The organism is Streptomyces sp. NPDC101234 (assembly GCF_044767525.1).
Lineage (GTDB): Bacteria > Actinomycetota > Actinomycetes > Streptomycetales > Streptomycetaceae > Streptomyces > Streptomyces sasae.
Genome location: NZ_JBIWOA010000029.1, coordinates 20,736 through 46,688, shown reverse-complemented (window position 1 = coordinate 46,688; position 25,953 = coordinate 20,736). Strand labels below are relative to the sequence as shown.

The 25,953-nt window shown below is 70.7% G+C and carries 21 protein-coding genes; 14 read left to right on the top strand and 7 right to left on the bottom strand.

Features of this window, described 5'->3' with window-relative positions; all coding sequences use genetic code 11:
- The first annotated feature begins 246 nt into the window (after positions 1-246).
- Positions 247-1,440, top strand: coding sequence for a magnesium and cobalt transport protein CorA (locus tag ACIRR9_RS39840; RefSeq protein ID WP_403762666.1), 1,194 nt, complete (start codon positions 247-249; stop codon positions 1,438-1,440).
- An 872-nt stretch (positions 1,441-2,312) separates the two neighbouring features.
- Here ACIRR9_RS39840 and ACIRR9_RS39835 read toward each other — a convergent pair.
- The 3 genes from ACIRR9_RS39835 to ACIRR9_RS39825 form a co-directional block, all read right to left on the bottom strand.
- Positions 2,313-2,549 carry a hypothetical protein gene (locus ACIRR9_RS39835; protein ID WP_403762663.1) on the bottom strand — a complete coding sequence of 79 codons (237 nt, stop codon included), beginning with the start codon at positions 2,547-2,549 and terminating at the stop codon, positions 2,313-2,315.
- Positions 2,550-3,039: 490 nt separating this feature from the next.
- Positions 3,040-3,285, bottom strand: coding sequence for a response regulator transcription factor (locus ACIRR9_RS39830; RefSeq protein ID WP_403762858.1), 246 nt, complete (start codon positions 3,283-3,285; stop codon positions 3,040-3,042).
- A 46-nt stretch (positions 3,286-3,331) separates the two neighbouring features.
- Complete coding sequence (locus ACIRR9_RS39825) at positions 3,332-3,532, bottom strand: hypothetical protein (RefSeq protein WP_403762869.1); 201 nt, start codon at positions 3,530-3,532, stop codon at positions 3,332-3,334.
- 229 nt (positions 3,533-3,761) lie between these two features.
- Between ACIRR9_RS39825 and ACIRR9_RS39820 the strand changes: the two genes are divergently transcribed.
- The 6 genes from ACIRR9_RS39820 (at position 3,762) to ACIRR9_RS39795 (ending at position 8,373) form a co-directional block, all read left to right on the top strand.
- Entirely contained in the window at positions 3,762-4,205 is a 444-nt protein-coding gene (locus tag ACIRR9_RS39820) for a cupin domain-containing protein (RefSeq protein WP_403762660.1), read from the top strand.
- 251 nt (positions 4,206-4,456) lie between these two features.
- Entirely contained in the window at positions 4,457-4,651 is a 195-nt protein-coding gene (locus ACIRR9_RS39815) for a hypothetical protein (RefSeq protein WP_403762658.1), read from the top strand.
- 173 nt (positions 4,652-4,824) lie between these two features.
- Positions 4,825-5,730 carry a patatin-like phospholipase family protein gene (locus ACIRR9_RS39810; RefSeq protein WP_403762655.1) on the top strand — a complete coding sequence of 302 codons (906 nt, stop codon included), beginning with the start codon at positions 4,825-4,827 and terminating at the stop codon, positions 5,728-5,730.
- The gene (locus tag ACIRR9_RS39805) at positions 5,727-6,950 is read left to right on the top strand and encodes a macrolide family glycosyltransferase (RefSeq protein ID WP_403762652.1); all 1,224 of its coding nucleotides are present in this window, start codon (positions 5,727-5,729) and stop codon (positions 6,948-6,950) included. The genes ACIRR9_RS39810 and ACIRR9_RS39805 overlap by 4 nt, the downstream gene beginning before the upstream one ends.
- Positions 6,950-7,438 carry a hypothetical protein gene (locus tag ACIRR9_RS39800; RefSeq protein ID WP_403762650.1) on the top strand — a complete coding sequence of 163 codons (489 nt, stop codon included), beginning with the start codon at positions 6,950-6,952 and terminating at the stop codon, positions 7,436-7,438. Before ACIRR9_RS39805 ends, ACIRR9_RS39800 begins: the two co-directional genes overlap by 1 nt.
- Positions 7,435-8,373 (top strand): hypothetical protein, encoded by a 939-nt coding sequence (locus tag ACIRR9_RS39795; protein WP_403762647.1) that lies wholly within the window; start codon positions 7,435-7,437, stop codon positions 8,371-8,373. Before ACIRR9_RS39800 ends, ACIRR9_RS39795 begins: the two co-directional genes overlap by 4 nt.
- 142 nt (positions 8,374-8,515) lie before the next feature.
- On the opposite strand, the gene ACIRR9_RS39790 is transcribed toward ACIRR9_RS39795, so the two are convergent.
- The 4 genes from ACIRR9_RS39790 to ACIRR9_RS39775 form a co-directional block, all read right to left on the bottom strand.
- Positions 8,516-8,695, bottom strand: a complete 180-nt coding sequence (locus ACIRR9_RS39790) for a hypothetical protein (RefSeq protein WP_403762644.1) — start codon at positions 8,693-8,695, stop codon at positions 8,516-8,518.
- 40 nt (positions 8,696-8,735) lie between these two features.
- Entirely contained in the window at positions 8,736-9,434 is a 699-nt protein-coding gene (locus tag ACIRR9_RS39785; protein WP_403762641.1) for a response regulator, read from the bottom strand.
- On the bottom strand, positions 9,431-10,648 hold the full coding sequence (locus ACIRR9_RS39780; protein WP_403762639.1) for a sensor histidine kinase: 1,218 nt from the start codon (positions 10,646-10,648) through the stop codon (positions 9,431-9,433). The genes ACIRR9_RS39785 and ACIRR9_RS39780 overlap by 4 nt, the downstream gene beginning before the upstream one ends.
- A gap of 163 nt (positions 10,649-10,811) precedes the next feature.
- Positions 10,812-13,025, bottom strand: coding sequence for an MMPL family transporter (locus ACIRR9_RS39775; protein WP_403762636.1), 2,214 nt, complete (start codon positions 13,023-13,025; stop codon positions 10,812-10,814).
- A gap of 313 nt (positions 13,026-13,338) precedes the next feature.
- On the opposite strand from ACIRR9_RS39775, the gene ACIRR9_RS39770 reads away from it, so the two are divergent.
- The 7 genes from ACIRR9_RS39770 (at position 13,339) to ACIRR9_RS39740 (ending at position 25,720) form a co-directional block, all read left to right on the top strand.
- Entirely contained in the window at positions 13,339-15,645 is a 2,307-nt protein-coding gene (locus ACIRR9_RS39770) for a glycoside hydrolase family 3 C-terminal domain-containing protein (protein ID WP_403762633.1), read from the top strand.
- A 146-nt stretch (positions 15,646-15,791) separates the two neighbouring features.
- Positions 15,792-16,772 (top strand): LacI family DNA-binding transcriptional regulator, encoded by a 981-nt coding sequence (locus tag ACIRR9_RS39765; protein ID WP_403762630.1) that lies wholly within the window; start codon positions 15,792-15,794, stop codon positions 16,770-16,772.
- A 209-nt stretch (positions 16,773-16,981) separates the two neighbouring features.
- Positions 16,982-18,460 (top strand): MFS transporter, encoded by a 1,479-nt coding sequence (locus tag ACIRR9_RS39760; protein WP_403762627.1) that lies wholly within the window; start codon positions 16,982-16,984, stop codon positions 18,458-18,460.
- A gap of 34 nt (positions 18,461-18,494) precedes the next feature.
- Entirely contained in the window at positions 18,495-20,945 is a 2,451-nt protein-coding gene (locus ACIRR9_RS39755; protein WP_403762624.1) for a glycoside hydrolase family 2 TIM barrel-domain containing protein, read from the top strand.
- 31 nt (positions 20,946-20,976) lie between these two features.
- Positions 20,977-23,073, top strand: a complete 2,097-nt coding sequence (locus ACIRR9_RS39750) for a hypothetical protein (RefSeq protein WP_403762621.1) — start codon at positions 20,977-20,979, stop codon at positions 23,071-23,073.
- A gap of 37 nt (positions 23,074-23,110) precedes the next feature.
- Positions 23,111-24,292, top strand: coding sequence for a glycoside hydrolase family 43 protein (locus ACIRR9_RS39745; protein WP_403762619.1), 1,182 nt, complete (start codon positions 23,111-23,113; stop codon positions 24,290-24,292).
- Between the two features lie 105 nt (positions 24,293-24,397).
- Entirely contained in the window at positions 24,398-25,720 is a 1,323-nt protein-coding gene (locus ACIRR9_RS39740; RefSeq protein WP_403762616.1) for an MFS transporter, read from the top strand.
- Positions 25,721-25,953: the final 233 nt, after the last annotated feature.

Here is a 25,953-nt window from a genome sequence, read left to right as displayed (position 1 = left end):
CCTGACCTCATCCCTCACGAATCCCGACCTCACCCCGCACCGAACCCCGTCCTGCCCCCTCCCCGCTTCCCGCCCCAATTCCCTCCGTGATTCCCTCCCTGATTCCCCCCGCCGGACCCGTATGCCCCGTATATCCTGCACCGGGACTCACTGGTCAAGCGTGATCCCTCGAACCACGCTTGATCGCACGGTTCACATGGTTCACGCGGATCACACCGATGCAGACTCCACCGAGAGGCGGCCGCGATGTCGGAGCGACGCCCCAGCCCGGTCTCGAAGAACGTCTCGAAGAACGCGGGGAGCGGCAGGAACGGCCGGAGCGCCAGAAGGTCCGTCTGGCGCCGCGCCCTGCCACCGGAGCAGGACACGGCCGAACTGCCGGAGCCCGGGGCCGCGTCGGCCGTGGAGTCCGCCGAGCAGCCGAGCATCGTGGAGGCGGCGCTGTACCGCGACGGGGTGCGCGTCTCGACGCCGACGACCCTCGCGGAGACGTACCGCGAACTGCGCGACCAGCACTCGGGAATGGCGTGGATCGGCCTGGCCCGTCCGACCTCCGGCGAACTCCTCTCGTTGGCCGCCGAGTTCGACCTGCACCCACTCGCCGTCGAGGACGCGATGGAGGCGCACCAGCGCCCGAAGCTGGAGCGGTACGGCGACACGCTCTTCGTCGTCCTGCGCGCCGCCCGCTACCTGGACGCGCCGGAGGAGGTCGACTTCGCAGAACTCCACGTCTTCGTCGGCCCGGACTTCGTGATCACGGTCCGCCACGGCGCGGCCCCCGACCTCTCGGCGGTCCGCAGCCGTATGGAGGACTCCCCCGACCTCCTCGGACTCGGCCCGGAGGCGGTCCTGTACGCGATACTCGACGCGGTGGTGGACGGCTACGCCCCCGTCGTCGCCGGTGTCCAGAACGACATCGACGAGATCGAGACGGAGGTCTTCCGAGGCGAACCGGAAGTCTCCCGCCGTATCTACGAACTCTCTCGCGAGACGGTCGAGTTCCAGCGCGCCACCCGCCCCCTGGTCGGCATGCTGCACGGCCTGATGGCCGGCTTCACCAAGTACGAGACCGACGAGGAACTCCAGCGCTACCTCCGCGACGTGGCCGACCACGTCACCCACATCAGCGAACGCGTGGACGGCTTCCGCCAGGCCCTCACGGAAATCCTCACGGTCAACGCGACCCTGGTCACCCAGCAACAGAACGCGGAGATGCGGGCGTTGGCGGAAGCGGGCTTCGAACAGAACGAGGAGATCAAGAAGATCTCCTCCTGGGCCGCCATCCTCTTCGCCCCGACCCTCGTCGGCACGATCTACGGCATGAACTTCCGGGAGATGCCGGAGTTGCACTGGGTGCTGGGATACCCCTTTGCAATCATCCTGATGGCCGTCGTATGCACCAGTTTGTACTTCATCTTCAAACGGAAGGACTGGCTCTGAGTAACTGGCCACCCAGGCCGCTGGGGAGAATCCGGGGAGGGAAAATCGGTCGAGAAGGTCATGGTCGGCTGCGACCCTGGCCAGATGCTGTTCAAGCTGACCGGATCCAGTTGTTCGGGCAAGACGACACTCGCCCGGTCGGTGGCCGACCGGCTCCAGCAGGTCGCCGTGCACGACTTCGACGAGGTCGGGGTGCCGGAGCGTCCCGATCGCCAGTGGCGACACCGTATGACCGAACACTGGGTGCGTCGCGCGCTGGAGTATCAGGGCCGTGGGATGCCCACGACCCCCGCCATCGGCCGGACGTCGTCACGAACGGCAGTTGGTCGGACATGGTCTGGCACCGCTGGACGGGGTGGACCGCCGAGGATCCACGATGGTGCACCCACCCGCTCGACACCACCGGCCGGCCCGTCGCGAAGTCCGTTGGCCAAGTACAGCGGTGGGTGACCGAACAACGCGACGCGCACCGCGCGGGCCAGCTGCCCCTGGGCCATGGCTGGCCGGACAAGCCGGTCCTCCCCACCGATCGCCGCACCTCATCCACTTGACCGGCAGAACGCCAAGGCGGGGCGCAGCAGTCCAGCGTGTTGGTCGGGCTGAAGTGCCCCAGCCAGCGGGCCAGGGCGTACGTGTGACGTGGCACGTGGAAGCTGCCCTTGCGGGACGCCCCCCCATCGCTCACCCGCCTTCCGCAGGGGGACGACACCAGCCGCTGCGAGCGCGGGCTTCCGGACATCGACGTTGAACATGTTCGCGCGGAGGGCGTTGCCGTACGCGGTGGTGAGGATGAGCGGGTACTTCTTCCGCTCCCTGCCGTCCTCGGGACCTCCCTAGGAGGTCAATGCCCACGCATACACAGGTCAGTCTGCTCACTCCGGGGCCGCGGTCACCGTCGTCGACGGCTCCTCGCCGGCCCAGGACGGCGTATCCACGGCATCATCGTTCTCGGTGATGTCGCTGTTCTCCGGAAAGTCGCCGTCCACCGCGCCTGCCTTCTCGGTGGAGTCGTTCTCGGCGTCACTCTCCTTCTGCCGCCTCAGGGCGAGTTCCCTCGCCGTCTTCTCGGAGTACAGCCTCATCTCGGCCTCCGTCCGGTGCTCGAACATTGTCGCCTCCATGCCAGTTCGTGGGGTGCGGCGCGCACAGGTGGGTCCGCCGGGCCAGTACGTCCTCGTACTGCACCGTTCGAAGTGATGACCGGGCACCCGAAGTCTCTGTGACAGAGTCACACCATTGGCATCACTCCTGTCTCGGGAGGCGGAGCTTCTGATGCAGCCGACGGTCGAGTGGAGCCGCCCCCGTCCTCCCGCGTCTCGATCAGGGTCTCGACGGCCGGCTCAGGGCGGCTTCCGTGGTTCCCACGGACCCCGTACCACGTCACGGACCTCAGGTGTTCTAGCCCGTCCTTGTCGGCGGGGTGATGGCGGGATTGCTTCCGCCGTCTGCTGCTTCGCGACGGGCCTTGTCGCCGCGGGGCCACTTACGCGCGTCTCTGATGGATACCCGGGCTCCGGGCCATGACCGTGACGGACTCCCCAGGACGACGGGGCATCCAGTGTCCAGATGCCGGATTTCGGGGGTCACTCCAGTCGCGGATCAGGCCGATGTCGCCTCGCCCTCGAACTGGATGGCACGGATCTCCCGGCGGGAAGAGATGCCGAGCTTCGAGAACACCTTGCGGAGGTGCCACTCGACTGTGTGCCGGCTGATGAACAGCTGGGCACCGATCTCGGAGTTCGTGAGTCCTTCCCCGGCGAGCCGGGCGATCTGCGCCTCCTGCGGGGTGAGAGCCGTGGCCGTCGCGACCGTGTGGCTGCGGACCTTGGCGCCCGTGGCCTGTATGTCCGTTTCCTGCCCGGACGTGGTGCGGGGGCGGGGGCCGACGAGGTCATCGCCGCGCGAGCCATTCGGAGAAGGTTTCGTGCCCCAGGCGGGCGTCCACCCCGGGCAGCAGTGCCCGCTGGTCGAGCCTCGCCCCGAAGAACGGGGTGTGGACGTCGGGGACCACGTCCCGCAGGTAGCCGCGCGCGGCCGGCAGTTTCGCGGTGAGATCGTCGAGGCGGTGCTCTTCCGGACCGGCGACCTCCAAAACGCCGAACAGCGGTATTCCGGGCCCCTTCCCGTCGAGGGGTCGGTGACCCCGCTGATGGCTTCGCGAGGCGGCGGTGATGCCGGTCCCTCGCGACTCCTAGGACAGGACTCGTACCAACGTTGTGACACCGATGTGATCGCGGGTGTCACAGATCCGTCCGGAGTTCGGTCATCACTGGAGAGGAGCATGGCGGCCATGGCCGGGTGAATCCAAGGGAGCCCGACACATGCCGGACAAGGACTCAGCTCAGGGGACCGGAACGCGGACGCGGTCGGAGGGATGGAAAACGGCGGCGAAGATGCTGCAGGACACCGCCCCGATCACCGTCCCCGAGGGCGCGTCGACGATGACCGTCTTCGTCGAGTGGGAGCCCGGAGACCCGGTAACCCCGCCTCACCGCCACCCGGGACCGGCCTTCGGCTACGTCCTCAAGGGCGCCGTCCGCTTCGAACTCGAGGGCGAACCCGAACGTGCGATCGAGACGGGTGGGACGTTCTGGAAGCCGGGCGGCGACGCGATCCGCTACCAGGACGGCAACGCGCTGCCCGACGCGCGCACCCGGTTCGTCGTGACGGTGCTGTGCGCGCCGGGCAAGCCCATGGTGGAACTGGTCGAGGAGGAGGAACTGGCCCGGCGGGCCCACCTCCGTGCTCCACGGCCCACCGGCTGACCGCCCACTGCCCGCCCCGTACAAGGCGGTTGCGAAGGAGCCGTCCGTTCCGTGGGCCGGCGCGGTGAGGTATGAACGCCGCTGATGTCGTGCACGGCATGCCGACAGCGCTGTCCGCGGCCGTTTGCACGCCGGGGCAGGCCGTGCTGCCCCGAGGCCCCGGATCGACGACCATCTTCTTCGCCGCCGCGGCGCTGTGGTTTCCGTTGACCGCGATACCCAGCCGTCGTGGCCCCTGATGGACCGGCCTCGTGCGCAGGTCGCCCCACGCGGTCGGCATGGCCGCCGTGGCATGGAGGCCGGTGCGGCCCGGCGGCATCACGGACGCGCGGACCGGCGACGTGATCACCGGCGCGCTGACGCTCTGCCTGCCGGCCTTCGCTCTGCGGTCGCTGACCCGGAACATGCCCACGTTGCGCGGAGCGCCGGACAGCGCGCGACGTTGAAGGTGTCACAGATCTTGTGGCGGTCCGGTCCTGGTTGAAGAACCGGTCCGATTCGGTGCCCATGGCGAGAAAGGTGGATCATGAGGGTTGCTCGTCGCCGGAGATCACGCTCATCGGCACACTTCGGTTTCAGCGGAGCCGGCCCGGGCCAACCGTCCGGAAACCCCACGACGGTGGGTCTGCGCGCTCTTCCCCGTCCCGTCGCCGTGGTGGTGGGCGCCGGTGGCGTGCTCGGAGCGGCGCACGTCGGTGTCGGGTACGCGCTGGAGCGCCACGGATTCACCCCGGACATGATCATCGGAACCTCGGTGGGTGCCCTCAACGGGGCCATCGCGGCCGCCCATCCCGACAGGGCCGCGCCGTGGCTGGACCACGTGTGGACCCGATTGCGTCGCCGTGACGTGTATCCGCTCGGCTACCTGTCCTCACGGACCAGCGTCTTCACCGATCGCGGACTGCGGCGGCTGATCGCCCGGGCCGGGCTGCCGTCGCGGATCGAGGAGCTGGCGGTCCCGTTCACCGCGGTGGCCACGGACCTGGGCACCGGCGCTCCGGTGCTGCTCGACCAGGGAGACCTCGAGTCCGCGCTGCTGGCCAGCGCGGCCGTTCCCGGGATGCTTCCCCCGGTGGAGCGTGCGGGCCGGACGCTCGTCGACGGCGGGCTGACCGCCTACGTCCCGGTGCTGGCGGCACTGCAGGCCGGGGCGGCCAGCGTGGTGGTGGTGGCGACCGGGCCGGAGAGCGCGCCGTTGCGCCCCGCCGTTCCGCGCCGACGTGCCGGTGCGATCGCCGCCAGGGCCGGGCTGCTGCTGTTGCACCACCAGATCGAGCGTGACCTGCACGAGGTTTCCCAGCACATCCCTACCGTGGTGCTGCCGACGGGCATCGAGGCCTGGCCCGCACCGTGGGACTTCGGCCAGTCCCAGCGGCTGATCAGCACCGCGTGCACCACGGCAGAGCGCTTTCTGGACGGGTTGAGCATCAGCGGACCGGGGCTGTACCGGGTCAACGACTCCTCGGCGACATCGACAGGCCCGGGCAAGGCGTCAATTTCTTCCATAGCGGAGGTCGGCCTGTGAGTACCATCGCGTTCCTCAGCATCGGCATGCACGGACACGTCAATCCGACGCTGCCGGTCGTGGCCGAACTCGTCCGGCGCGGCCACGCCGTCAGCTACCACACCTCGCCCGCGTTCCGTGAGGAGATCGAGGCGACCGGCGCGACGGTGTACCTGTACCCCGGGGGCGACCAGCCGCTCCCCGATCCGCCGACGCCGGTCACGTGGATGGAGTCACTCGCGAGCACCGCCGTCGACCTTCTGCCCGCCGTACTCACCGACCTGCGCCGTGACCGACCCGATCTGATCGTCCACGACAGCGCTTGTCTGTGGGGCGCGGTGGCCGCCCGCGAACTCGGGGTGCCTGCAGCTTCCTCGTTCACCACGTTCGCCCTCAACCGGCATGTCCCCAGCCCCACCCATGGCTCCTGGGACCTGCTGACCGCGGCGACGGCACAGCCCCGCAGCGTCCAGGGCTACCTGCAGTCCCGCTGGGCGTTGCACCGCCGCTTCGACGCACGTGGATTGCCCCTGCTCGACCTCGCGAACATCCGCCAGCCGCTCAATCTGGTCTACACCTCGCGGGCGTTCCAGCCCGCCGCCGCGGAGTTCGACCAGTCCTACCGGTTCGTCGGCCCGAGCATCGGCGCTCGACCGGTCGACCCGTCGTTCCCGGCTGATCGACTGCGGGACCCGGTGCTGTTCGCCTCACTGGGCACGGTGTTCAACGACCCTCAGTTGCTGCGCAGCCTGGCCACCGCGCTCGCCCCGTTGGGCGGCACCGTGATCGTCTCCACCGGGCAGACCGATCCCGAGGCGCTGGGTCCGTTGCCGGCCAACGTGCTCACCCGCCGCTTCGTGCCGCAACCGGAGGTGCTGGCCCGCGCGGCGCTGTTCGTCACCCACGGCGGGATGAACAGCGTCAACGAGGCCATGTACGCCGGGGTTCCGCTGCTGGTGGTCCCCCAGGGTGCCGATCAGCCGATGGTGGCTCGGCGTGTCGTCGAACTCGGCGCCGGCCTGTCGATCCGTACCCAGGACGCCACAAGGGGCTCGGCGCACCTCCTCGCCCGGCAACTGCTCCACGACCCTCGGTTCCGAGCAGCCGCCCGCAGCCTGCAGGTCGCCCAGCGCGAAGCGGGGGGATATCGACGCGCCGCCGACGAACTCGAGCGGTATCTGCACGCAGCCGGCTCGGCCGATCAGCCGTCTCCTTCGGTCCGGCGCAGCGAGGCAGAGTGATGTCCCCCACCGTCGTTGTCCTGCTCCTGTTCGCCGGGCTGTCGGAGGCCGCCGGGCGCATCCTGCCGCTGGTGGCGCGCCGACCTGGTATGTCGCGGACTCTCGTGGCCGGGTTGCTGCTGCCCGCCGGCCTCGTCGAGGGTGTGGTTTTCGCACTGTGGCCGCTGACCGCGTGGACCATGGCCGAGCTGGTGCTGTCCTCTCCGCCGCCAGGCGCCGGCCTGGAGTGGACACCGAGTGTGGTCGCCCCGCTGGTGCTCGCTGCCGTCCTTGCGTTCCCGTTGCTCGGGCCCCTGCTCCACTTCTTGCTCTTCGTGGGCGTGGGGGCCGGTCTGGTCGGCCCGCTCGCCGCGGCGAGCGGTCTGGGCTGGTGGAGCGCCGCCGGTTGCGTCGCCGTCGCCGGGCTCGGGCTCGGTCTCGCTGTGGAGACCGTTCGGCGTCTTGTCGTACGCGTCAGCGCGACCGAGACACAGGAGTCGGCCGCATGAACGATTTCCTGCTCTGGGCCTGCTTGGTCGGGCCTGCGCTGCTGGCCGAAGCCCTGCTGGCCCGCTACGAGGTGCTGGCCTACGGGGCCGGCTGGCGGGCCCCGCTCAACGAACTCCCGGAGGGCGTGCCCTACGCCCGGGGTGCGGCCCCTGACAGTCCCCCGGGTGCCTATCTGGTCTACCTCGACGGCATCGGCAAACGCCGCGTCCGTGACAGCCGGGACGGCGGCCAGCTGGTCAGGGCCCTGCTCGCCGGAGCGCCGGAGCTGCGGGTGCTGGGACAGGTGCAGCCCTATTCACCACTCGCCGACCCGCTGGCCGACAGGCCGGTGTGGGCGTGGCTGCGCCGTCGCGTCGGGCTGTTGCTGTTCCTGCACAATGTCGTGCAGACCTTTGTCGCCGCCGATCACCGCTACCGGCCCCTGTACAACAGGGCCGTCGGCTCCCAGATCGCCTCTCAGCTCCAGCTCGCGGGCTATCAGTCCGGCAGCGGAATGCCCGTGGTGCTGCTCAGCTACAGCGGCGGCGCCCAGGTCGCCACCGGCGCGGTTGACGCGCTGTACGCCCAGCTGCACTGCCCGCTCCTGCTGATCACGCTCGGTGGGTTCCACAACGGAGCCAACGACCTCACCCATGCCGGGCACCTGCATCAGCTCACCAGCGCCGACGACCGGATCGAGCAGATCGGCACCTGGATCTTCCCCCAGCGCTGGCGGCTCTGCCGTCGCAGCGGATGGAACCGGGCCGTTCGTGCCGGGAAGGTCACCGTGCATCGGCTGGACCCGGCCACTCACTTCGGCCCGCAGAGCTACATCAGCCCGACGGCTCAGCTGCCCGACGGCCGCAGCCACCTCGACCGCACCGCCGACACGGTGATCGCGATCATCCGCGCCCACCACAGCGCCGCCGTCACGCAGGGCGACTCGCTGCCATGAGGGCCCCGGCCAGGGCGCGCGGCGCGGGATCCGACACGATCGGTCGCGACTCGGTGTGGTCGGACACCTCCACGGCGACGTCGTCGGGTCGATCACCCGCAGAGGGAGAGATGCGTAACGGAGCCGGGACCCGAAGGGCTGTTCAGGTCCGGCAATTCCCAGTACGGCTCGCCGTCCCCGGGTACATCAGCACGCCCAGCGGCTTCTCGCCTTCCGTGATGGGATCGAGCAGGTCGACGGGGTATTCGAAGGGGTACGTCTGGAAGTCTGCGACGACTCCGGACTGCCGTTTGCCGCCCTGGACGAAGGCCGCGGACTTCACACCGCGCTCCCCTTCCCTTCGACGGGACGGCTTCCGCCGGTCAGAGGGCGTCGGACGGACCCGATGCAGGGGATTGCGGTTTCACGAGTCCGCTCTGGTAGGCGATGACCACGAGCTGGGCGCGGTCGCGGGCGTCGAGCTTGGTCATGGCCCGTTGGATGTGGCTGCGTACGGTCAGCGGGCTCAGGACGAGCCGGTCGGCGATCTGGGCGTTGGACCTGCCGTGCGCGGCCAGGGCCACGACCTCGCGTTCACGGTCGGTCAGCGCCTTGACGGCGTCGGGCAGGGCGAGGAGGTCGTCGGTGTCCGGGGTCGTCAGGAAGCGGGTGATGAGGGCGCGGGTGGCGGTGGGCGAGAGGAGGGCTTCGCCGGCCGCGACGACGCGGATGCTCGACAACAGGACGTCGGGGCTGACGCCCTTGCCGAGGAAGCCGCTGGCGCCGGCGCGCAGGGCCTTGGCGACGTTCTCGTCGTTCTCGAAGGTGGTGAGGACGAGGATGTGGGTGCCCGTCAGCTCCGGCCGGGAGCAGATCGCGGCCGTGGCCGCCACTCCGTCGGTGTTCGGCATCCGGATGTCCATGACGACCACGTCGGGCCGGTGCACCTCGGTGAGCTCGACGGCCTCCCGCCCGTCGGCTGCCTCGGCGACCACCGTCAGGTCGTCGGCCGAGTCGATGAGGATGCGGAAGGTGGCCCGGAGCAGGGCCTGGTCGTCGGCGAGCAGGACACGGATGGTCATGGGTCGGGGCTTTCGTGGTGGCTGTCGATGGCACTGCTGGGCAAGACGTCCAGCGGCAGGGCGCAGACGACTTCGAAGCCGCCCTGGGCGCGGTGGCCCGCGTGGAAGGTGCCGCCCGCCGATGTGGCGCGTTCGCGCATGCTGATCAGACCGAACCCGCCGCCCGGCCCGGGCGGCGCGGGGGTGCGGTCGGGGACGGTGTCGTTGGTGACGGTCAGGGTCAGACGCCGGGGCGCGTAGGCGAGCCGTACCTCGGCGGTGCGGCCGACGCCGTGCTTGGTGACGTTGGTGAGCGCTTCCTGGAGGATCCGGTAGGCCGTCAGATCGAGTACGTGGCCGAGCGGGCACCGCTGTCCCTCGACGGTGACGGTGACCTGGAGTCCGGCCGCCGCACAGGATTCGACCAGGCCGGGCAGCCGGTCGAGTCCCGGCGCGGGGGCCAGGTCGTCGGCGGGGTCGGTGTCCTCCCGCAGGAGCCCCACCGTGGCCTTGAGTTCGCGCAGGGCCGCGGCCGTCGTCTCCGGGAGCCTGTCGATGATCTCCTGGGCCTTGTCGGGCCGGGTCCGCACGAGATGTTTCACGGCTCCGGCCTGGGCGTCGGCCAGGGTCAGGTGGTGGGCGACCACGTCGTGCAGTTCGCGCGCGATACGCATGCGTTCCTGGACGACCCGGTGGCGTGCCTCCTCCTCACGCTGCCGGTCGCTGTGCTCGGCGCGGGCCACGGCGTACTCGCGGCGCACCCGCCGGTAGCTGCCGAGGGCCGCGCAGAGCAGGATCCACGCGGCGGGGTTGACGACGGAGAAGACCAGGGAATCGAGGAAGGAGGGGAAGACCAGGCCGCTGACCACCACGCAGCCGGTGACGATCAGGGCGCTGTTCCACCCGGTGCGCCGGGGCGTGCGCAGGCTCGTGGCGTACTGCGCGACCAGGAGCGGGCCCATCAGCAAAGGGGTCAGGAGGTAGTCCAGCGCGCCCACGGCCATCGTGCACAGCGTGGTGACGGCGAGCACGGTCAGGGGGTGGCTCCGGCGCCGGTACAGCGCGGCGCAGGCGAGCGCGGACAACGTGATGCCAGGCCACAGGGCCGGTGGACCGGAGGCCAGTGCCCGGGTGAGCAGGACGCCGGTGAAGGTGACGGCGAACAGGAGGACGAGGCCCGAGAGGTCCAGGGCCTTCGGGTGGGTCGCCGCCCGGTGCCGCCAGCTGGTACTCATCACGCTCCGAAACACTCCAGGGAACAGCCATGCTCACATATCGCGGGTCGCGGCGCCGTGCTGCTCGGCGCCGCGACCACTGGTGCGGGCGTCGGACGCGGACCGTCTCCAGGCGTCGGACACGGACCGGCTCCGGCCGTCGGACGCGGACCCGCTCCGGTCGTCAGACCCGTACCGGCTCCTGCGGCACGGCCTCGCCGCCCGCCACCGGCGGCGCTGTCGCGAGTCCCGCCCCCTCCACGTCGACGCGGGGCAGCAGCCGGTCCAGCCAGCCCGGCAGCCACCACGCCTTGTCGCCGAGCAGTGCCAGGACCGCGGGCACCAGCGCCAGCCGTACCACGAACGCGTCGAACAGCACCGCCACGGCGAGCCCGAAGCCGATCGTCTTGACCATCGACTCGCCGGAACCGACGAACCCGGAGAACACCGCGATCATGATGACCGCCGCGGCGACGACCACCCGGGCACTGTGCCGGAAACCGGAGACGACCGCGTCGGGGGCCCGGTCACCGTGGACGTACGCCTCCCGCATACGGGCGACGAGGAACACCTCGTAGTCCATGGCCAGGCCGAACACGATGCCCACCAGGAAGATCGGCATCAGGCTCATGATCGGCCCGGCCTGCTCCACGCCCAGCAGCCCCGCGCCCCAGCCCCACTGGAAGACCGCCACGACCGAACCGAGGGCGGCCAGCACCGACAGCAGGAAGCCGAAGGCGGCCTTGATCGGTACGAGCACCGACCGGAAGACCACCAGCAGCAGAAGCAGGGCCAGTACGACGATGACGGCCAGGTAGGGCACGAGCGCGGCCTGCAGGGCCTGCGCGATGTCGATGTTCATCGCGGTGCTGCCGGTGACCTCGAAGGTCGCCCCCGTCGCGCGCTCCAGGGCGGCGCGTTCCGAGCGGATGGTGCGGACGAGGTCCTTGGTGTGCTCGTCGTTCGGGCCGGTGGCCGGAACCGCGGAGAACAGGGCGGTGTCACCGGCCGGGTTGAACCGTGCCGAGGAGACGGACACGACTCCGTCGGTGGCGCCGATCTCCTTGGCGATCTCCTTCACGGCCGCCGTGGCCGCCTTGGTGCCGGCCGCGCCCCTGGCGTCCACGACGATCGTCAGCGGCCCGTTGAAGCCCGCGCCGAAGCCGTCCGCGAGGGCGTCGTAGGCACGCCGTTCCGTCGACGAGGCCGGCTTGGACTCGGCTCCCGGCATGCCCATCTCCAGGCTCGCGGCGGGCAGGGCCAGGACGCCCAGGCCCGCGACGCACGCCACCAGCACGGCCACCGGGCGGCGCATCACGAAGCGCGCCCACCGGGAGCCGGCGTTGTCGGTCGCCCGCCGGGCCGGGCCGCCCTTGCGGGTACGGCGGGACAGCACCGCGTCCGGCCACATGCCCAGCAGCGCCGGAACCAGGGTGAGGGCCACCAGCACGGCGACGACCACCGCGCCCGCCGCGCACAGACCCATCTTGGTCAGCATCGGAACGCCGACCACGGTCAGGCCCGCCAGCGCGATGACGACCGTCAGCCCGGCGAAGACCACCGCGGAGCCGGCGGTGCCGACCGCGAGTCCGGCCGCCTCGCCTGGAACGTGGCCGTTCGCGCGCTCCTCCCGGTAGCGGGAGACCACGAACAGGGCGTAGTCGATACCGACCGCGAGTCCGAGCATCGAGGCGAGCGTGCCCGTGGTCAGGGAGAGCCCGAAGACACTGCCCAGGGCCGTGATCGCGGCCATGCTGGTCCCGACGCCGAGCACGGCGGTGAGCAGGGGCAGACCGGCGGCCGCGAGGGAGCCGAACGTGATCAGCAGGATCACCGCGGCGAGACCGATACCGATGACCTCGGCGCTGCCGCCCGCCGCGGGCTGCTCGGCGAGGGCGGTGCCGCCGACCTCGACCGTGAGACCGGACGTGCGCGCCTCGCCGATGGCCTTCTCCAGGGCGGCCTTGTCGGCGTCGGTGAGGTCGTCGGCCTTCACCGTGAAGTTCACGGTGGCGTAGGCGGTGGAGCCGTCCTCGCTCACCGCGCCCGCCTTGAACGGGCTCACGGCGTTCAGGACCTTCGGCTCGTCGGCCGCCTCCCTCACGAGGGCGTCGATGGCGGCCCGGTTGCCGGCGGCCGTCACCTTCTCGCCGGCGGGCGCCACGAAGACGATCCGCGCGTCGGCGCCGTTGGCGTCGGTGCCGGGGAAGCGCTCCCCGATCAGGTCGAACGCCTTCTGCGCCTCGATGCCGGGCATGAACGACGTGCCGTCGTCGGAGGAGGCGGGCGCCGTGACGGCGCCGGCCCCGGCGCCGCCGAGGATCACCGCCCACAACAGCACCACGAGCCAGCGGCGCCGGAAGGCGGTGCGGCCCAGACGGTAGAGCAAGGTAGCCACGGGAAACGGGTCTCCAGGTCAGGTTTCGGGTGGACGGCCAGCCTGGCGGGAGAGGGGGTGCCGGGGCATCGTGCGGCTGCCCGCAATCGCGCCTGGTGTCCCTGCACGAGCCCGCCTGGTGTCCCTGCACGAGCCGACGCGGCCCTGTCCTCCTCCGGGAGGAGCGGTGGATACGGCCCCGGGATGATTCCGGGTCCGGTCGGGCTCTTCACTCTTGTCCACCCACAGTCACCCGGTTAGGGTCCACGGACGCGCGCCACTGACGCGCGTCAGTGAGCGATGAGCCGCCGCCACGATCCCGAAGGACACCCACATGCCCGACATCGACCCGTCCCGTCTGTCCCTGGAGCAGAAAGCCGCACTGCTGTCGGGACAGGACTTCTGGTCCACCCGCCCGGTGCAGGACGCCGGCCTCCCCTCGGTCGTCCTGACCGACGGCCCGCACGGGGTCCGCCGCCAGGTCGGGGAGTTCGACCACATGGGGATCTACGAGAGCCTGCCGTCCACCTGCTTCCCGCCCGCGGTGGCTGTCGGCAGCAGCTGGGACCCCGAGGTCGCCGCGCGCGTCGGAGCGGCGGTGGGACGCGAGGCCCGCGCCCTCGGTGTGCACGTCGTCCTGGGCCCCGGCGTGAACATCAAGCGCTCGCCGCTGTGCGGGCGCAACTTCGAGTACTACTCCGAGGACCCGCTGCTGTCCGGGCACCTCGGCGCGGCGCACGTGCGCGGGCAGCAGGAGCAGGGCGTGGGCGCCTCGCTGAAGCACTTCGCGGTCAACAACCAGGAGACCGACCGGATGCGGGTCAGCGCCGACGTCGACGAGCGCACCCTGCGCGAGATCTACCTGCCGGCCTTCGAGCACATCGTGGCCGAGGCCGCCCCGGCCACGGTGATGGCCGCCTACAACAAGGTCAACGGCGTGCACGCCGCGCAGAACCGGTGGCTGCTGACCGAGGTCCTGCGCGACGAATGGGGGTTCACCGGAGCGGTGGTGTCCGACTGGGGCGCGGTCCACGACCCGGTGGCGTCCGTGCGCGCGGGGCTGGACCTGGAGATGCCCGGCCCCTCCCCCGAGAACGCCCGGCGCATCGTGGACGCCGTGCGCGACGGCGAGTTGGACGAATACGTGGTCGACATGGCCGTACGCCGGATTGTGGCCCTGGCCGGTCTCGCGGCCGAGCAGCCCGGCGAGCCCGAGGGGTCCGGCGGGTCCGACGGGTCCGACGAACTCGTCGGGTTCGACGCCGACGCCCACCACCGGCTGGCCCGCGAGCTGGCGGCCGAGTGCGCCGTCCTGCTGAGGAACGAGAACCGCGCCCTCCCCCTGGCATCCGCCCAACGGATCGCCGTCATCGGGGAGTTCGCTGCCACCCCCCGCTACCAGGCGGGTGGCAGCTCGCACCTCAACCCGACCCGGCTCGACAACGCCCTGGACGCGATCCGGGAGTCGGCCGCCGCGCACGGCAGCACGGTGGAGTTCGCGCCCGGCTTCACGCTGGACGGTTCCGGTGACGCCGTGGCGCTGCGGGAGGCCGCGGTGGCCGCCGCCCGTTCCGCGGACGTGGCCGTCGTCTTCGCCGGGCTTGCGGAGAGCGCGGAGTCCGAGGGGTTCGACCGGGACGACCTGTTCCTCCCGGCCGTACAGGTCGAACTGATCCGTGCCGTCGCCGCCGAGGCGGCACGTACGGTCGTGGTGCTGTCCAACGGCGGGATCGTCTCGCTGGAGGGCTGGCACGACGAGGTCGACGCGATCCTGGAAGGGTTTCTGCTCGGGCAGGGCGGCGGGCACGCGATCGCCGACCTGCTGTTCGGCAAGGCCAACCCGTCGGGCCGCCTCGCGGAGACGATTCCGCTGCGCCTGGAGGACAACCCGAGCTTCGTGAACTTCCCCGGCGAGCAGGGCCATGTCCGTTACGGAGAGGGCGTCATGGTGGGCTACCGCTGGTACGGGACGACGGGCGCACCCGTGCGCTACCCGTTCGGGCACGGCCTGTCCTACACCACTTTCGCGGTCGGCGACCTGGCCGTGGAGAGCACCGGCGTCGACTCGGCCCGCGTCTCGCTCACCGTCACCAACACCGGCGCCCGCGCGGGCAAGCACGTCGTCCAGGTCTACGTGGCCACCGAGGCGGGACCGGTGCGGCGGCCCGCGCGCGAGCTGCGCGCCTTCGCCAAGGTCCGCCTCGCGCCCGGCGAGTCGCGGACGATCGGCTTCGACCTCGGCCGCCGTGCCTTCGCCCACTACGACGTCCGCTACGACGTCCAGGACGGCGGCTGGGCGGTCGCGCCGGGCGAGTACCTCGTCCAGATCGGCGAGAACGCGGCCACAGTGATCGCGGAGGCGGCCGTCTCCCTCGCCGGAGACGCCGTGGCCCAGGAGCTGACCCTGGAGTCCACCTTCGGTGAGTGGATCGCCCACCCCGTCGTCGGCTCCACCCTCCTCCAGGAGCTGACCGCCGCTCTCCCCGAGGACCAGGGCTCCCAGTTGGGCGACCGGCCGGAGCTGCTCCAGGCGGTGCGGGACGTACCGATGAAGAGGGTCGTGGGCCTGGTCGAGGGCGACGCCCTGGACGAGACGCTGGAACGCCTGATGGAACGCACCCGTGTCGTCTGCCGCCCGTGAGCCGCATGGACTGATGCGCGTCAGTGACGGAGTCGCGGGACGCGTATCATCGGGGTGCCTGCCGACACCTCGGCAGGTGGCGGGCTGTGCGCGAGGGGCGGGACACGCGCGCCGGCGTGCCGACGGTTCGGACGGATCAGAGGGTCATGACACGCCCCGCGAAACGGATCACCAGCGCCGATGTCGCCGAGGCGGCCGGCGTCTCGCGCACGACCGTCAGCTACGTGCTCAACAACCGGCCCGGGCAGACGATCCCGGAGGAGACCAGGAAACGCGTCCTGGCCGCCGCCGAACGTCTCCGGTACCGGCCGCACGCCTCCGCCCGCGCGCTGGCCGCCGGCCGCAGCGACATCGTGCTGCTGTCCATTCCCGATCTGCCCATCGGCCCGAGCATCAGCCGCTTCGTGGAGGAGCTGACCGTCGCCCTCGCGGAGCACGGCCTGACCCTGGTCACCCACCTGGAGGCCGAGCGCGGCCGGCCCCTGCCGGACGTGTGCGCCACGGTGGGCGCCTCGGCGGTACTCGGTTTCGAGGGCTTCGACGAGGCGACCGTCGAGGCCCTGCACGGACTCGGGGTGCGGGTCGTGCTGCCGCCGACCGACGCCCATCTGTCCGCCATGCCCCCGCTGGGCCGCATGCAGGCCGAGCATCTGATCGGCCGTGGTCACCGCCGGATCGGCTATCTGCTGCCCTCGCCCGCGCGGTTCCGCCGCATGGGCGAGGAACGCCTCCAGGGGGTGGCCGAGGCATGCGCGGACGCGGGTATCGCGCCCCCGCTCGCGCTCGGCGCCGCCGACCTGGAGATCGCCCCGCTGGCCCGTGTGGTGAGGCGGTGGCAGGACGCGGAGGTCACCGGGGTGTGCGCGTTCAACGACGAGCACGCCATCGCCCTGCTCGCCGCCATGCGCCAACTGGAGCTGACCGCGCCCGACGACCTCGCGATCGTCGGGGCCGACGACATCCCCATGGCCCGCTTCGCGGCGCCCCCGCTCTCCACGGTCTACTTCGACCTCCGGGAGGCGGGTGCCCAGCGGGCCGAGGCCGTGGCGGCCGGTCTGACCGGCCGGCGCATGGTCCTGGGCGGACCGGGTGCCAGTCTGCGACTGGTCCAGCGCCTCTCCTCCTGACACCGGCCCGACAGCAACCGGCGTTATCAGCTCGTTACCTTCCGGCATCTTGCCGCCGCGGACGCACTGATGTTTTCTACTTTCGCGCGTCACTGACGCGCATCACTAACCCAAAGTGATCGAATGCCGCACCCCCTTCCCCACTCCCCATGGACAGCGAGTCGTCACGACCCGACTGAAACGTTTCAAAGAGCCGCGAAAGGCACCTCATGTCCTCCACCGAGACCGCCCCCGGCACCACACAGGCCGAGAACACAGGCTTCTCCTCCCGGCATCTCCTCGCGCTCGTCGCCCTGCTGTGGACCGTCGCACTGAACCCCATCGCGGGACTGCTCTCCGGCAACTCGCAGGCCGAGGTGGCCGTCCACTTCCGTACGACCCAGATCGCCTGGTTCACCCTCGGGGGCGCGCTGCTGGGCACGTTCCTGACGCCGTTCGCCATGAAGGCCGCCGCGATGTACGGCAAGAAGCGCGTCCTGGTCGTCGCCACCGCCGTCGGCCTGCTCGGCGACGCGATCGCCGCCTTCGCCACCGACTATTCGACACTGCTCGCCGGACGCGTCCTCGCCGGCGCCTACGGGGCCACGGTGTTCATCGCCTACGCCCTGGCCCGCGACATCTTCCCGCGGCGCCTGGTCGGCACGGCCAGCGGCGTGCTGGCCGCCAGCATCGGCCTGGTGGGGCTCGGCGGGCCGTTCCTGTCGGCCTGGCTGATCGACCACCACGGCTTCCGCGGCGCCCTGTGGTTCATCGTCGCCTCCACCACCGTGTGCCTGCTGCTCCAGCTGCTGTGCGTGCCCGAGAGCCCGGTCCGGGAAGCGGCCCGCCGGATGGACTGGATCGGCGGAGTGCTGCTCGGCGGCGGGCTCAGCGCGATCGTCTACGGCATCGGCGAGGGCTCCGCCTGGGGCTGGACCAGCGGCAGGACCCTGACCTGGATCGGGGTCGGCGCCCTCGCGGTGCTGCTGTTCCTCCCCTACGAGTCCCGCGCCGCCGACCCGCTGCTCCCGCTGCCGCTGATCAGGCGCCGCCGGGTCTGGACCGTCTTCCTGGCCACCTCGGTGGGCGCCGGCGCCACCTTCGCCGTCGGCACCGTCACCATGCTCCTGACCCTCATGCCCGCCATCCCGACGGTCTCCGACGGCCTGGGGTGGTCCGTCACCAAGAGCGCCACGGTCCAGTCACCGATCAGCGTCCTGGTGATCGTGACCGCGGTCCTCGCCGGACGGCTCACCCGTCGCGTCGACACCCGCGTCCTGCTCGCCGTCGGCGGCGCCCTGACCACCGCCGGATACGCCGTCGCCTCCCAACTCCACACGGAGATCTGGCACTTCGTCCTCCTGGGCGTGATCTCCGGTCCGGGCATGGGCCTGGTGGTCTCCGTGCTGCCGATCATGGTCATCGAGTCGGTGGCACCCGAGGAGCAGGCCCTCGCCAACGGCTCCCAGTGGCTGATACAGAGCGTGATCCAGGTGATCGTCAGCCAGCTCGTCTTCACGGTGATGGCCCAGGACGGCGCGGTCATGAAGGGCACCCAGTTCTATCTGGACGGCGGCTTCACGAACGGCTTCCTGCTGGTCGCCGGAGCGTGCGCCCTCGGTGCCGTGCTGGTGGCGCTCATCCCCAAGGCCCGCCGCATCGACGCGGCCGAAGAAGGCCACGCGGTCGAAGCGGGCCAGGCGGCCTGAACCTCCCCTCTCCCGAACACACCAAAGGCAGGCAATGATCCGCACCTCCTTCAACGACGACTGGCAGACCCGGCGCAAGGTGAACCCGTTCGCCGAACTGTCCGGCCCCGTGGCCCCGTTCCAGCCGGTCACCCTCCCGCACGACGCGATGATCGGCCAGGACCGGGTCGCGCCGGACGGCGAGGTGACCATGGAGGGAGGTGCGGGCGCCTACTTCCCCAGTGGCGTCTTCGAGTACCGCAAGGCGTTCTTCGTCCCGGAGGACCTGCGCGGCAAGCGCGTCCAGTTCGAGTTCGAGGGCGTCTACCGGGATGCCACCGTCCACATCAACGGCGACTACGCCGGTCAACGCCCCTACGGCTACTCGCAGTTCATCGTCGACGCGGACCCCTTCCTGCGCTATGGCGCCGACAACGAGATCCGCGTCGAGGCCCGCGCCCACCAGGACTCCCGCTGGTACACCGGCGCCGGCATCTACCGTCCCGTCCGGATGCTCACCGGCGGCCTGGTGCGCATCGTCCCGGACGGCATCCGCGTCACCACGCTCGACGTCGAGGGCGCGCGGGCGGTGGTCGAGGTCGCCACCCGGGTGCGCAACGACTCGATCGCGATCCGTACCCTCGACGTCGCGGTGAACCTGCGCGACGCCTCGGGGAACACCCTGGCCGGCGACGTCACCAAGGTCACCGTGCTGCCCGGCGAGGACGCCGTCGTCCGTTCCCGTCTGTACGTGCGCGAGGCGCGCCTGTGGGACGTGGGCAACCCCCATCTGTACGGCTGTCACGTCGCGTTGAGTTCCGAAGGCAACCCGGTGGACAGCGACAGCGTGGGGTTCGGCATCCGCTCGCTCCGCCTCGACCCCGAGCGGGGGCTGCGGCTCAACGGCCGTACGGTCAAGCTGCGCGGTGCCTGCGTGCACCACGACAACGGCCCACTGGGCACGGCCACTTACGCCCGCGCGGAGGAGCGGCGGGTGCAGCTCCTGAAGGACGCCGGATTCAACGCGATCCGCATGTCCCACCACCCGATGAGCAGGGCCATGCTCGACGCCTGCGACCGCCTCGGCATGCTCGTCGTCGACGAGACCTTCGACGTGTGGACCTCGGCCAAGAACGGCTTCGACTACAGCCTGCACTTCCCCGAGTGGTGGGAACGCGACGTCGAGGCGATGGTCGCCAAGGACTACAACCACCCCAGCGTCATCATGTACTCGATCGGCAACGAGATCCCCGAGACCGGGTCGGCGGTCGGCGCCGCATGGGGACGCAGACTCGCCGAGAAGGTCCGTTCCCTCGACTCCACCCGCTATGTCACCAACGCCGTCAACGGCTTCCTCGCCGTGATGTCCGAGCTGGCCGCCCTGCGTGCACAGCAGACCCAGGACTCCGCGGCGGGCGGGGGAATCAACTCCCGGATGGCCGACGCGGGCGACATGATCAACTACGTCAGCGCCTCCGACCTCGTCACCCGGCGCACCGCCGAGTCCTTCGCCGTCCTGGACGTCGCCGGCATGAACTACGCCGAGGCCCGCTACGCCCTCGACCGTGAACTGTTCCCGAACCGGATCATCCTGGGCACCGAGACCTTCCCCACCCGCATCGACGGCAACTGGAAGCTGGTGCGGGAACACGGGCACGTCATCGGCGACTTCACCTGGACCGGCTGGGACTACATCGGCGAAGTGGGCATCGGCCGCCCCCAGTTCGCCACACCCGAGAACCCCCGCCCCGAACACACCGCCCCCTTCCCCCAGCTCCTCGCGGGCTGCGGCGACATCGACATCACCGGCCACCGGCGCCCCGCCTCCTACTACCGCGAGATCGTCTTCGGACTGCGCACCGAGCCCTACATCGCCGTCCGACGCCCCGAGAACCACGGCCTGACCCCCATCGGCGGCCCCTGGGCGTGGAGTGACTCCCTCGCGAGCTGGACCTGGCCGGGCTGGGAGGGAAAGCCGATCACCGTCGAGGTGTACTCCGACGCCGACGAGGTCGAACTCCTCGGCAACGGAAACTCGTTCGGGCGACGGCCCGTCGGCGCGGAGCACCGCTTCCGCACCGAGTTCGAGGTCGTGTACGTCCCCGGGGAGCTGGTCGCCGTCGCCTACCAGAACGGCGTCGAGACCGGCCGCACCAGCCTCCGGTGGGCCAACGGTCCCGTGCGACTGACCGCCGAGGCCGACCGCCCGGTCATCCGGGCGACCGGCGGCGACCTCGCCTACGTCACCCTGACCCTGACCGACACGCGGGGCACCGTCCACACCGCCGCCGACCGCCCGGTCTCCGTCGAGGTCTCCGGCGCCGGGGAACTGCTCGGCTTCGGCAGTGCCGCCCCCGCGTCGGAGGAACGCTTCGACGCGACCGAACGGCACACCTACGAAGGCCGCGTGCTGGCCGTCGTGCGGCCCACCGGCACCGGGAAGATCCGCGTCCTGGCCACCGCCCCGGGCTGCGAGCCGATCGAAGCCATCCTCACCGTCGAATGAAGCCATCATCACCGTCGAATAAGGAACACCGTTGATCGACAGGAAATCGCTGGTCCGCCGGCACACAGTCCGGCTGACCGAGCCGGACCCCGCCCACGTTCTCACCGTCGGCAACGGCGACTTCGCCTACTCGTGCGACCTCACCGGCATGCAGTCGTTCCCGGCGCACCACGACCAGAGCGCCGCGATGGCGGAACGCCGGCTCGCCGTGAACACCGCGACCATGAGCACCTGGGGCTGGCACGCCATGCCCAACCCCGAGGGCCACACCCTTCCGGACGCCATGTCCGAGCACAACACGGCCCGAGGAAAGGTGAGTTACCCCGACAAGTTCGGGATCGCCGCCATGATGGGCGGCGATCTGCCCGAGGAGATGCGCCCCGGAGCCTGGCTCAGCGCCAACCCGCAACGCCTCGACCTCGGCCGTATCGGCCTCCTGCTGCGCCCCGCGCCCGACGCCGAGCCCGAGACCGGGCCCGAGGCCCTGCGGGACACCGAACAGTGCCTCGACCTGTGGACCGGGACGATCAGCAGCCGCTTCACCTACGCCGACCACGAGACGGCGGTCACCACCGTCACCGACCCGCACCGGGCCCGTGTCGCCTTCCGGATCGAGTCCGAACTGCTCGCCGACGGCCTGGCCGGGGTGGTGATCCGCTTCCCCTACGCGAGTGACGGATTCTTCCAGACGAGCGACTGGACCTCGCCGGAGCGCCACCGCACCGACCTCGACCAGGTCACCGACACGGGGTGCGTCCTGCGCCGGACCCTCGACGACACCACGTACACCGTCCGGCTCGCCTGGCCGACCGGTGTCGTACGACCGACGGAGAACCCGCACGAATACCTGCTGACCACGGACTCGGACACGCTCGAACTCATCGCATCCTTCTCCCCCGACGGCAAAGTCCCGTCCATCGAAGGCGACTTCACCTCTCTCGCGGCGGCCTCGGCCGCATGGTGGGAGGACTTCTGGACCTCCGGCGCCGCGATCGACCTCACCGGCAGCACCGATCCGCGGGCCGCCGAGCTGGAGCGACGGGTGGTGCTCTCGCAGTACCTCACGGCGGTCAACTGCTCCGGTACCCTGCCACCCCAGGAGACCGGGCTGATCACCAACTCCTGGCACGGCAAGCACCACCTGGAGATGCACTGGTGGCACGCGGCCCACTTCGCCGCCTGGGGCCGCCCCGAACTCCTCGAACGCAGCCTCGACTGGTACCTGTCCATCCTCCCCGAGGCCCGCGTCACCGCCCGCCGCCAGCACTACGACGGGGCACGCTGGCCCAAGCAGACCGGCCCCGACGGCCGCGAAAGCCCCTCGGACATCGGGGTGTTCCTGCTCTGGCAGCAGCCCCACCCCCTCTATCTCCTCGAACTGCTGCACCGCGCCCGCCCCGAGAGCGATCTGGTGACGCGTTTCGCCGAACTCGTCGAGGACACGGCCGCGTTCATGGCCTCCTTCGTCGAGGAACGCGACGGCACTTATCACCTGCCGGCGCCGCTGGTCCCCGCCCAGGAGTTCTACGACGCGACGACCACCGAGGACCCGACCTTCGAACTCGCTTACTGGTGGTGGGGGTTGGAGATCGCCCAGCGCTGGCGCGAGCGAGCCGGACGCGAGCGGGACAAGCAGTGGCAGCGCGTCCAGGACGGACTGGCCCTCCCCCACCGGCGCGACGGTGTGTACACGGCCGTCGCCACCGAGCCGTATCTGCGCCGTGACGACCACCCCGCGCTGCTGTGCGCCCTCGGTTTCGTCCCGGAGACCCCGCTCGTCGACCCGGCGGTCATGACCGCGACGCTCCAGGACGTCCTGGACAACTGGGAGTGGAACAGCGCCTGGGGCTGGGACTTCCCCGCCATGGCGATGACCGCGACCCGCGTCGGCCGCCCCGATCTCGCCGTGGACGCCCTGCTCATGCGGACCCCGAAGAACCACTACCTCCCCACCGGTCACACCCCCCAGATCGGCAGCCTCCTGCCGGTCTACCTCCCCTCCAACGGCTCCCTCCTCACGGCCGTCTCCCTCATGGCGGCCGGCTGGGACGGAACGGACGGCGAGTGTCCGGGCTTCCCGGCGGAGGGCTGGACGGTACAGCACGAGGGCTTCACCCCGTGGCCGTGAGCCGGGCGTATCCGCACCCCATGACAAGGAACCACGCGTGAACACAGCACTGACCGGCCGAAGCACCCTGGGCGACTGGCTGGAGGACCCCATGGGCGGCCCCCTGATCCGGGAACTGCTCACCCGGCTCGGCCAGGACGTCTCCCAGCTCGGCCCGGCCCGGGTGTTCTCCCTGAACCGGCTCGTCGGCCTCAGTCAGGGAAAGATCTCGCAGCCGCTGGTGGACGGTCTGGTCCGCGCGGTGAACGGCGGGCGGCTCGTCACCGGGGACGAACCGTCCACGGCCGGCAGAACCGACACCCCGGGACCCGTACGACACGGCCTCACGCTCGACCAGATCCAGATCCGTGACCCGTTCGTCCTGCACGACCGGACCACCTCCGCCTACCACCTCTACGGCAGCACGGACCCCGACATCTGGGACGGGCCCGGCATCGGGTTCAACACCTACCGCAGCACCGACCTCCTGCACTGGGAAGGCCCGTTCGCCGCCTTCCGGCCACCCGCCGGGTTCTGGAGCGAGGGCTCCTTCTGGGCGCCCGAGGTCCACGAGTACCGCGGCCGCTGGTACATGTTCGCCACGTTCACCGCTCCGGACGGCTACCGCGGCACGCAGATCCTCGTGGGCGACACGCTCCAGGGCCCGTTCGTCCCCTGGAGCGAGGGAGCCGTCACACCGCGCAAGTGGCAGTGCCTCGACGGCACCCTGCACGTCGACGCGTCGGGGACGCCCTGGATCGTGTACTGCCACGAGTGGACCCAGATCCACGACGGGGCGATCTTCGCGCAACCCCTCAGCAAGGACCTGCGGTACGCCACCGGAACGCCCGTCTTCCTCTTCAACGCGTCCGACGCCCCCTGGACCCGCCCCTTGCCCGGGGTGTCGGAGCGGTTCCCCGCCTACGTCACGGACGGGCCGTTCCTCTTCCGCCTCGGCAGCGGCCACCTCGTCATGCTCTGGTCCAGTCACGGTGAGCAGGGCTACGCGATGGGCCTCGCCCACTCCGCCTCCGGGCGGATCACCGGGCCCTGGACGCAGGACGAGCACGCCCTGTGGCCGGCGGACGGCGGCCACGGAATGGTCTTCCGGCTCACTGACGGGTCCCTGGCCCTCACCCTGCACCAGCCCAACAACACTCCCGACGAACGGGCAGTCGTGCGACGCCTCGTGGAGCACGACACCACGATCACGATCGAGGACACCCCGACTTCCCGGTGATCTCCCCGTCCCCAGACCGATCCCCGTCCCCCGCTCGGCCTCCCCCGTCCCCTCCTCCCTGTCCGTACGTACGCCCGCGTGCGGTCTGCCGAACACGAGGTCTCCATGGCACTGCTCCCTCCCCCGCAACCGCCGACCGACGGACCGCTCCTCACCGGCCCCGCCGACACTGGGACGGCGGGTTCCGGCCACCCCCGACAGGCGGAAGACTCCTACGTCCGGCTCATGGTCCTCGCCGTCTTCGGTGTGTTCATGGCCATCGTCACCCCGATGGCGATCTCCCTGGCGATCCGGGTCGACCAGCTGGCCCCCGGGCACGAGGAGTTCCTCGGCTACATCACCGGCGCGGGCGGGCTCACCGCCATCCTGACGGCCCCGCTGTTCGGTGTGCTCAGCGACCGCACCCGCAGCCGGCTCGGCCGTCGGCGCCCGCTGCTGATCGCCGGAACCTTCGTCGGACTCGTCGCCCTGCTGGTGATGGCTCTGGCCTCCGGCGTCCTCGGCCTCGCGCTCGGCTGGATGCTGGCGCAGGTCGGCTGGGGCACCGTCCTCGCGTTGCTGACGGCCTCCCAGGCCGACCGTCTGTCCGAGGAACAGCGTGGCAAGGTGGCCGCGCTGACCGGTGTCGTCCAGCAACTCGCCCCCGTCAGCGGAGCACTCCTCGCCGGTGCCCTGTCGGGCAGCAGCCTGCTGATGTTCCTCGTGCCCGGAGCGGTGGGAGCCGTGTCCATGTTCTTCTTCGTCCGCTTCGTGCACGAACCGGACAGCCGCGGCATGCCGCTGCCGGAGGGACGACTCGATCTCCGTACTCTGACCGCCTCTTACGTGTTCGACCCGCGCCGGAGCCCCGACTTCGCCTGGAACTGGCTCGGCAAGTTCCTGTTCATGTTCGGGCTCACCCTGACCTCGACGTTCACCGCCTTCTTCCTGGCCGCCCGTACGGGCGTGAGCGTCAAGGACGTCTCAAGCATCGTCGCAGTCCTGGGCGGCGCCGGGGTCGTGGCCACCATGCTCGGCGCGATCGGCGGCGGGTTCCTGTCGGACAGGCTGCGTCGCCGTCGCGTCTTCGTGCTGATCGGCGCCTGCGTGTTCGCCACCGGCGCGGTCACCATGGCCCTGGCCCCCACACTGCCCGTGATCATCGCCGGAGCGGTGCTGGGCAACCTCGGTCTGGGCATGTTCGCCACCGTCGACCAGGCCGTCATGCTCGACGTGCTCCCCGAGCGGCAGACCAGCGCCGGCCGCTACGCGGGCATCTACGGCTTCTCCACCACCCTCGCCCAGGGGCTGGCCCCTCTGGTCGCCCCGATGCTCCTCCTGATCGGCACCTGCGGCGGCAAGAACTACACCCTCCTGTACCTGATCGCCGCCGCCTTCACCTTTCTCGGTGGCTTCGCCATCACCACCCGCATCAAGTCCGTCCGCTAGAGCCGCCCACGCCGGAGTGGGCTTGATCCGCTGTGACGGGACCTCCGAGATCAGGGGCTGCTCGGCCCCGGAAGGATGTCCACCATGGAGAGCGTGGGGATGAAGAAGCCGCGTCCTCCTCGCTCGTTCGCACCGGAGTCCCATTCCGAGACCGTCGAGCGGTGCCGAAGCGGTGACCGCTCGGTCGGCCAGGTCGGTGCCCACGCGGGCGAACGCGACGAGCCGACCGACCG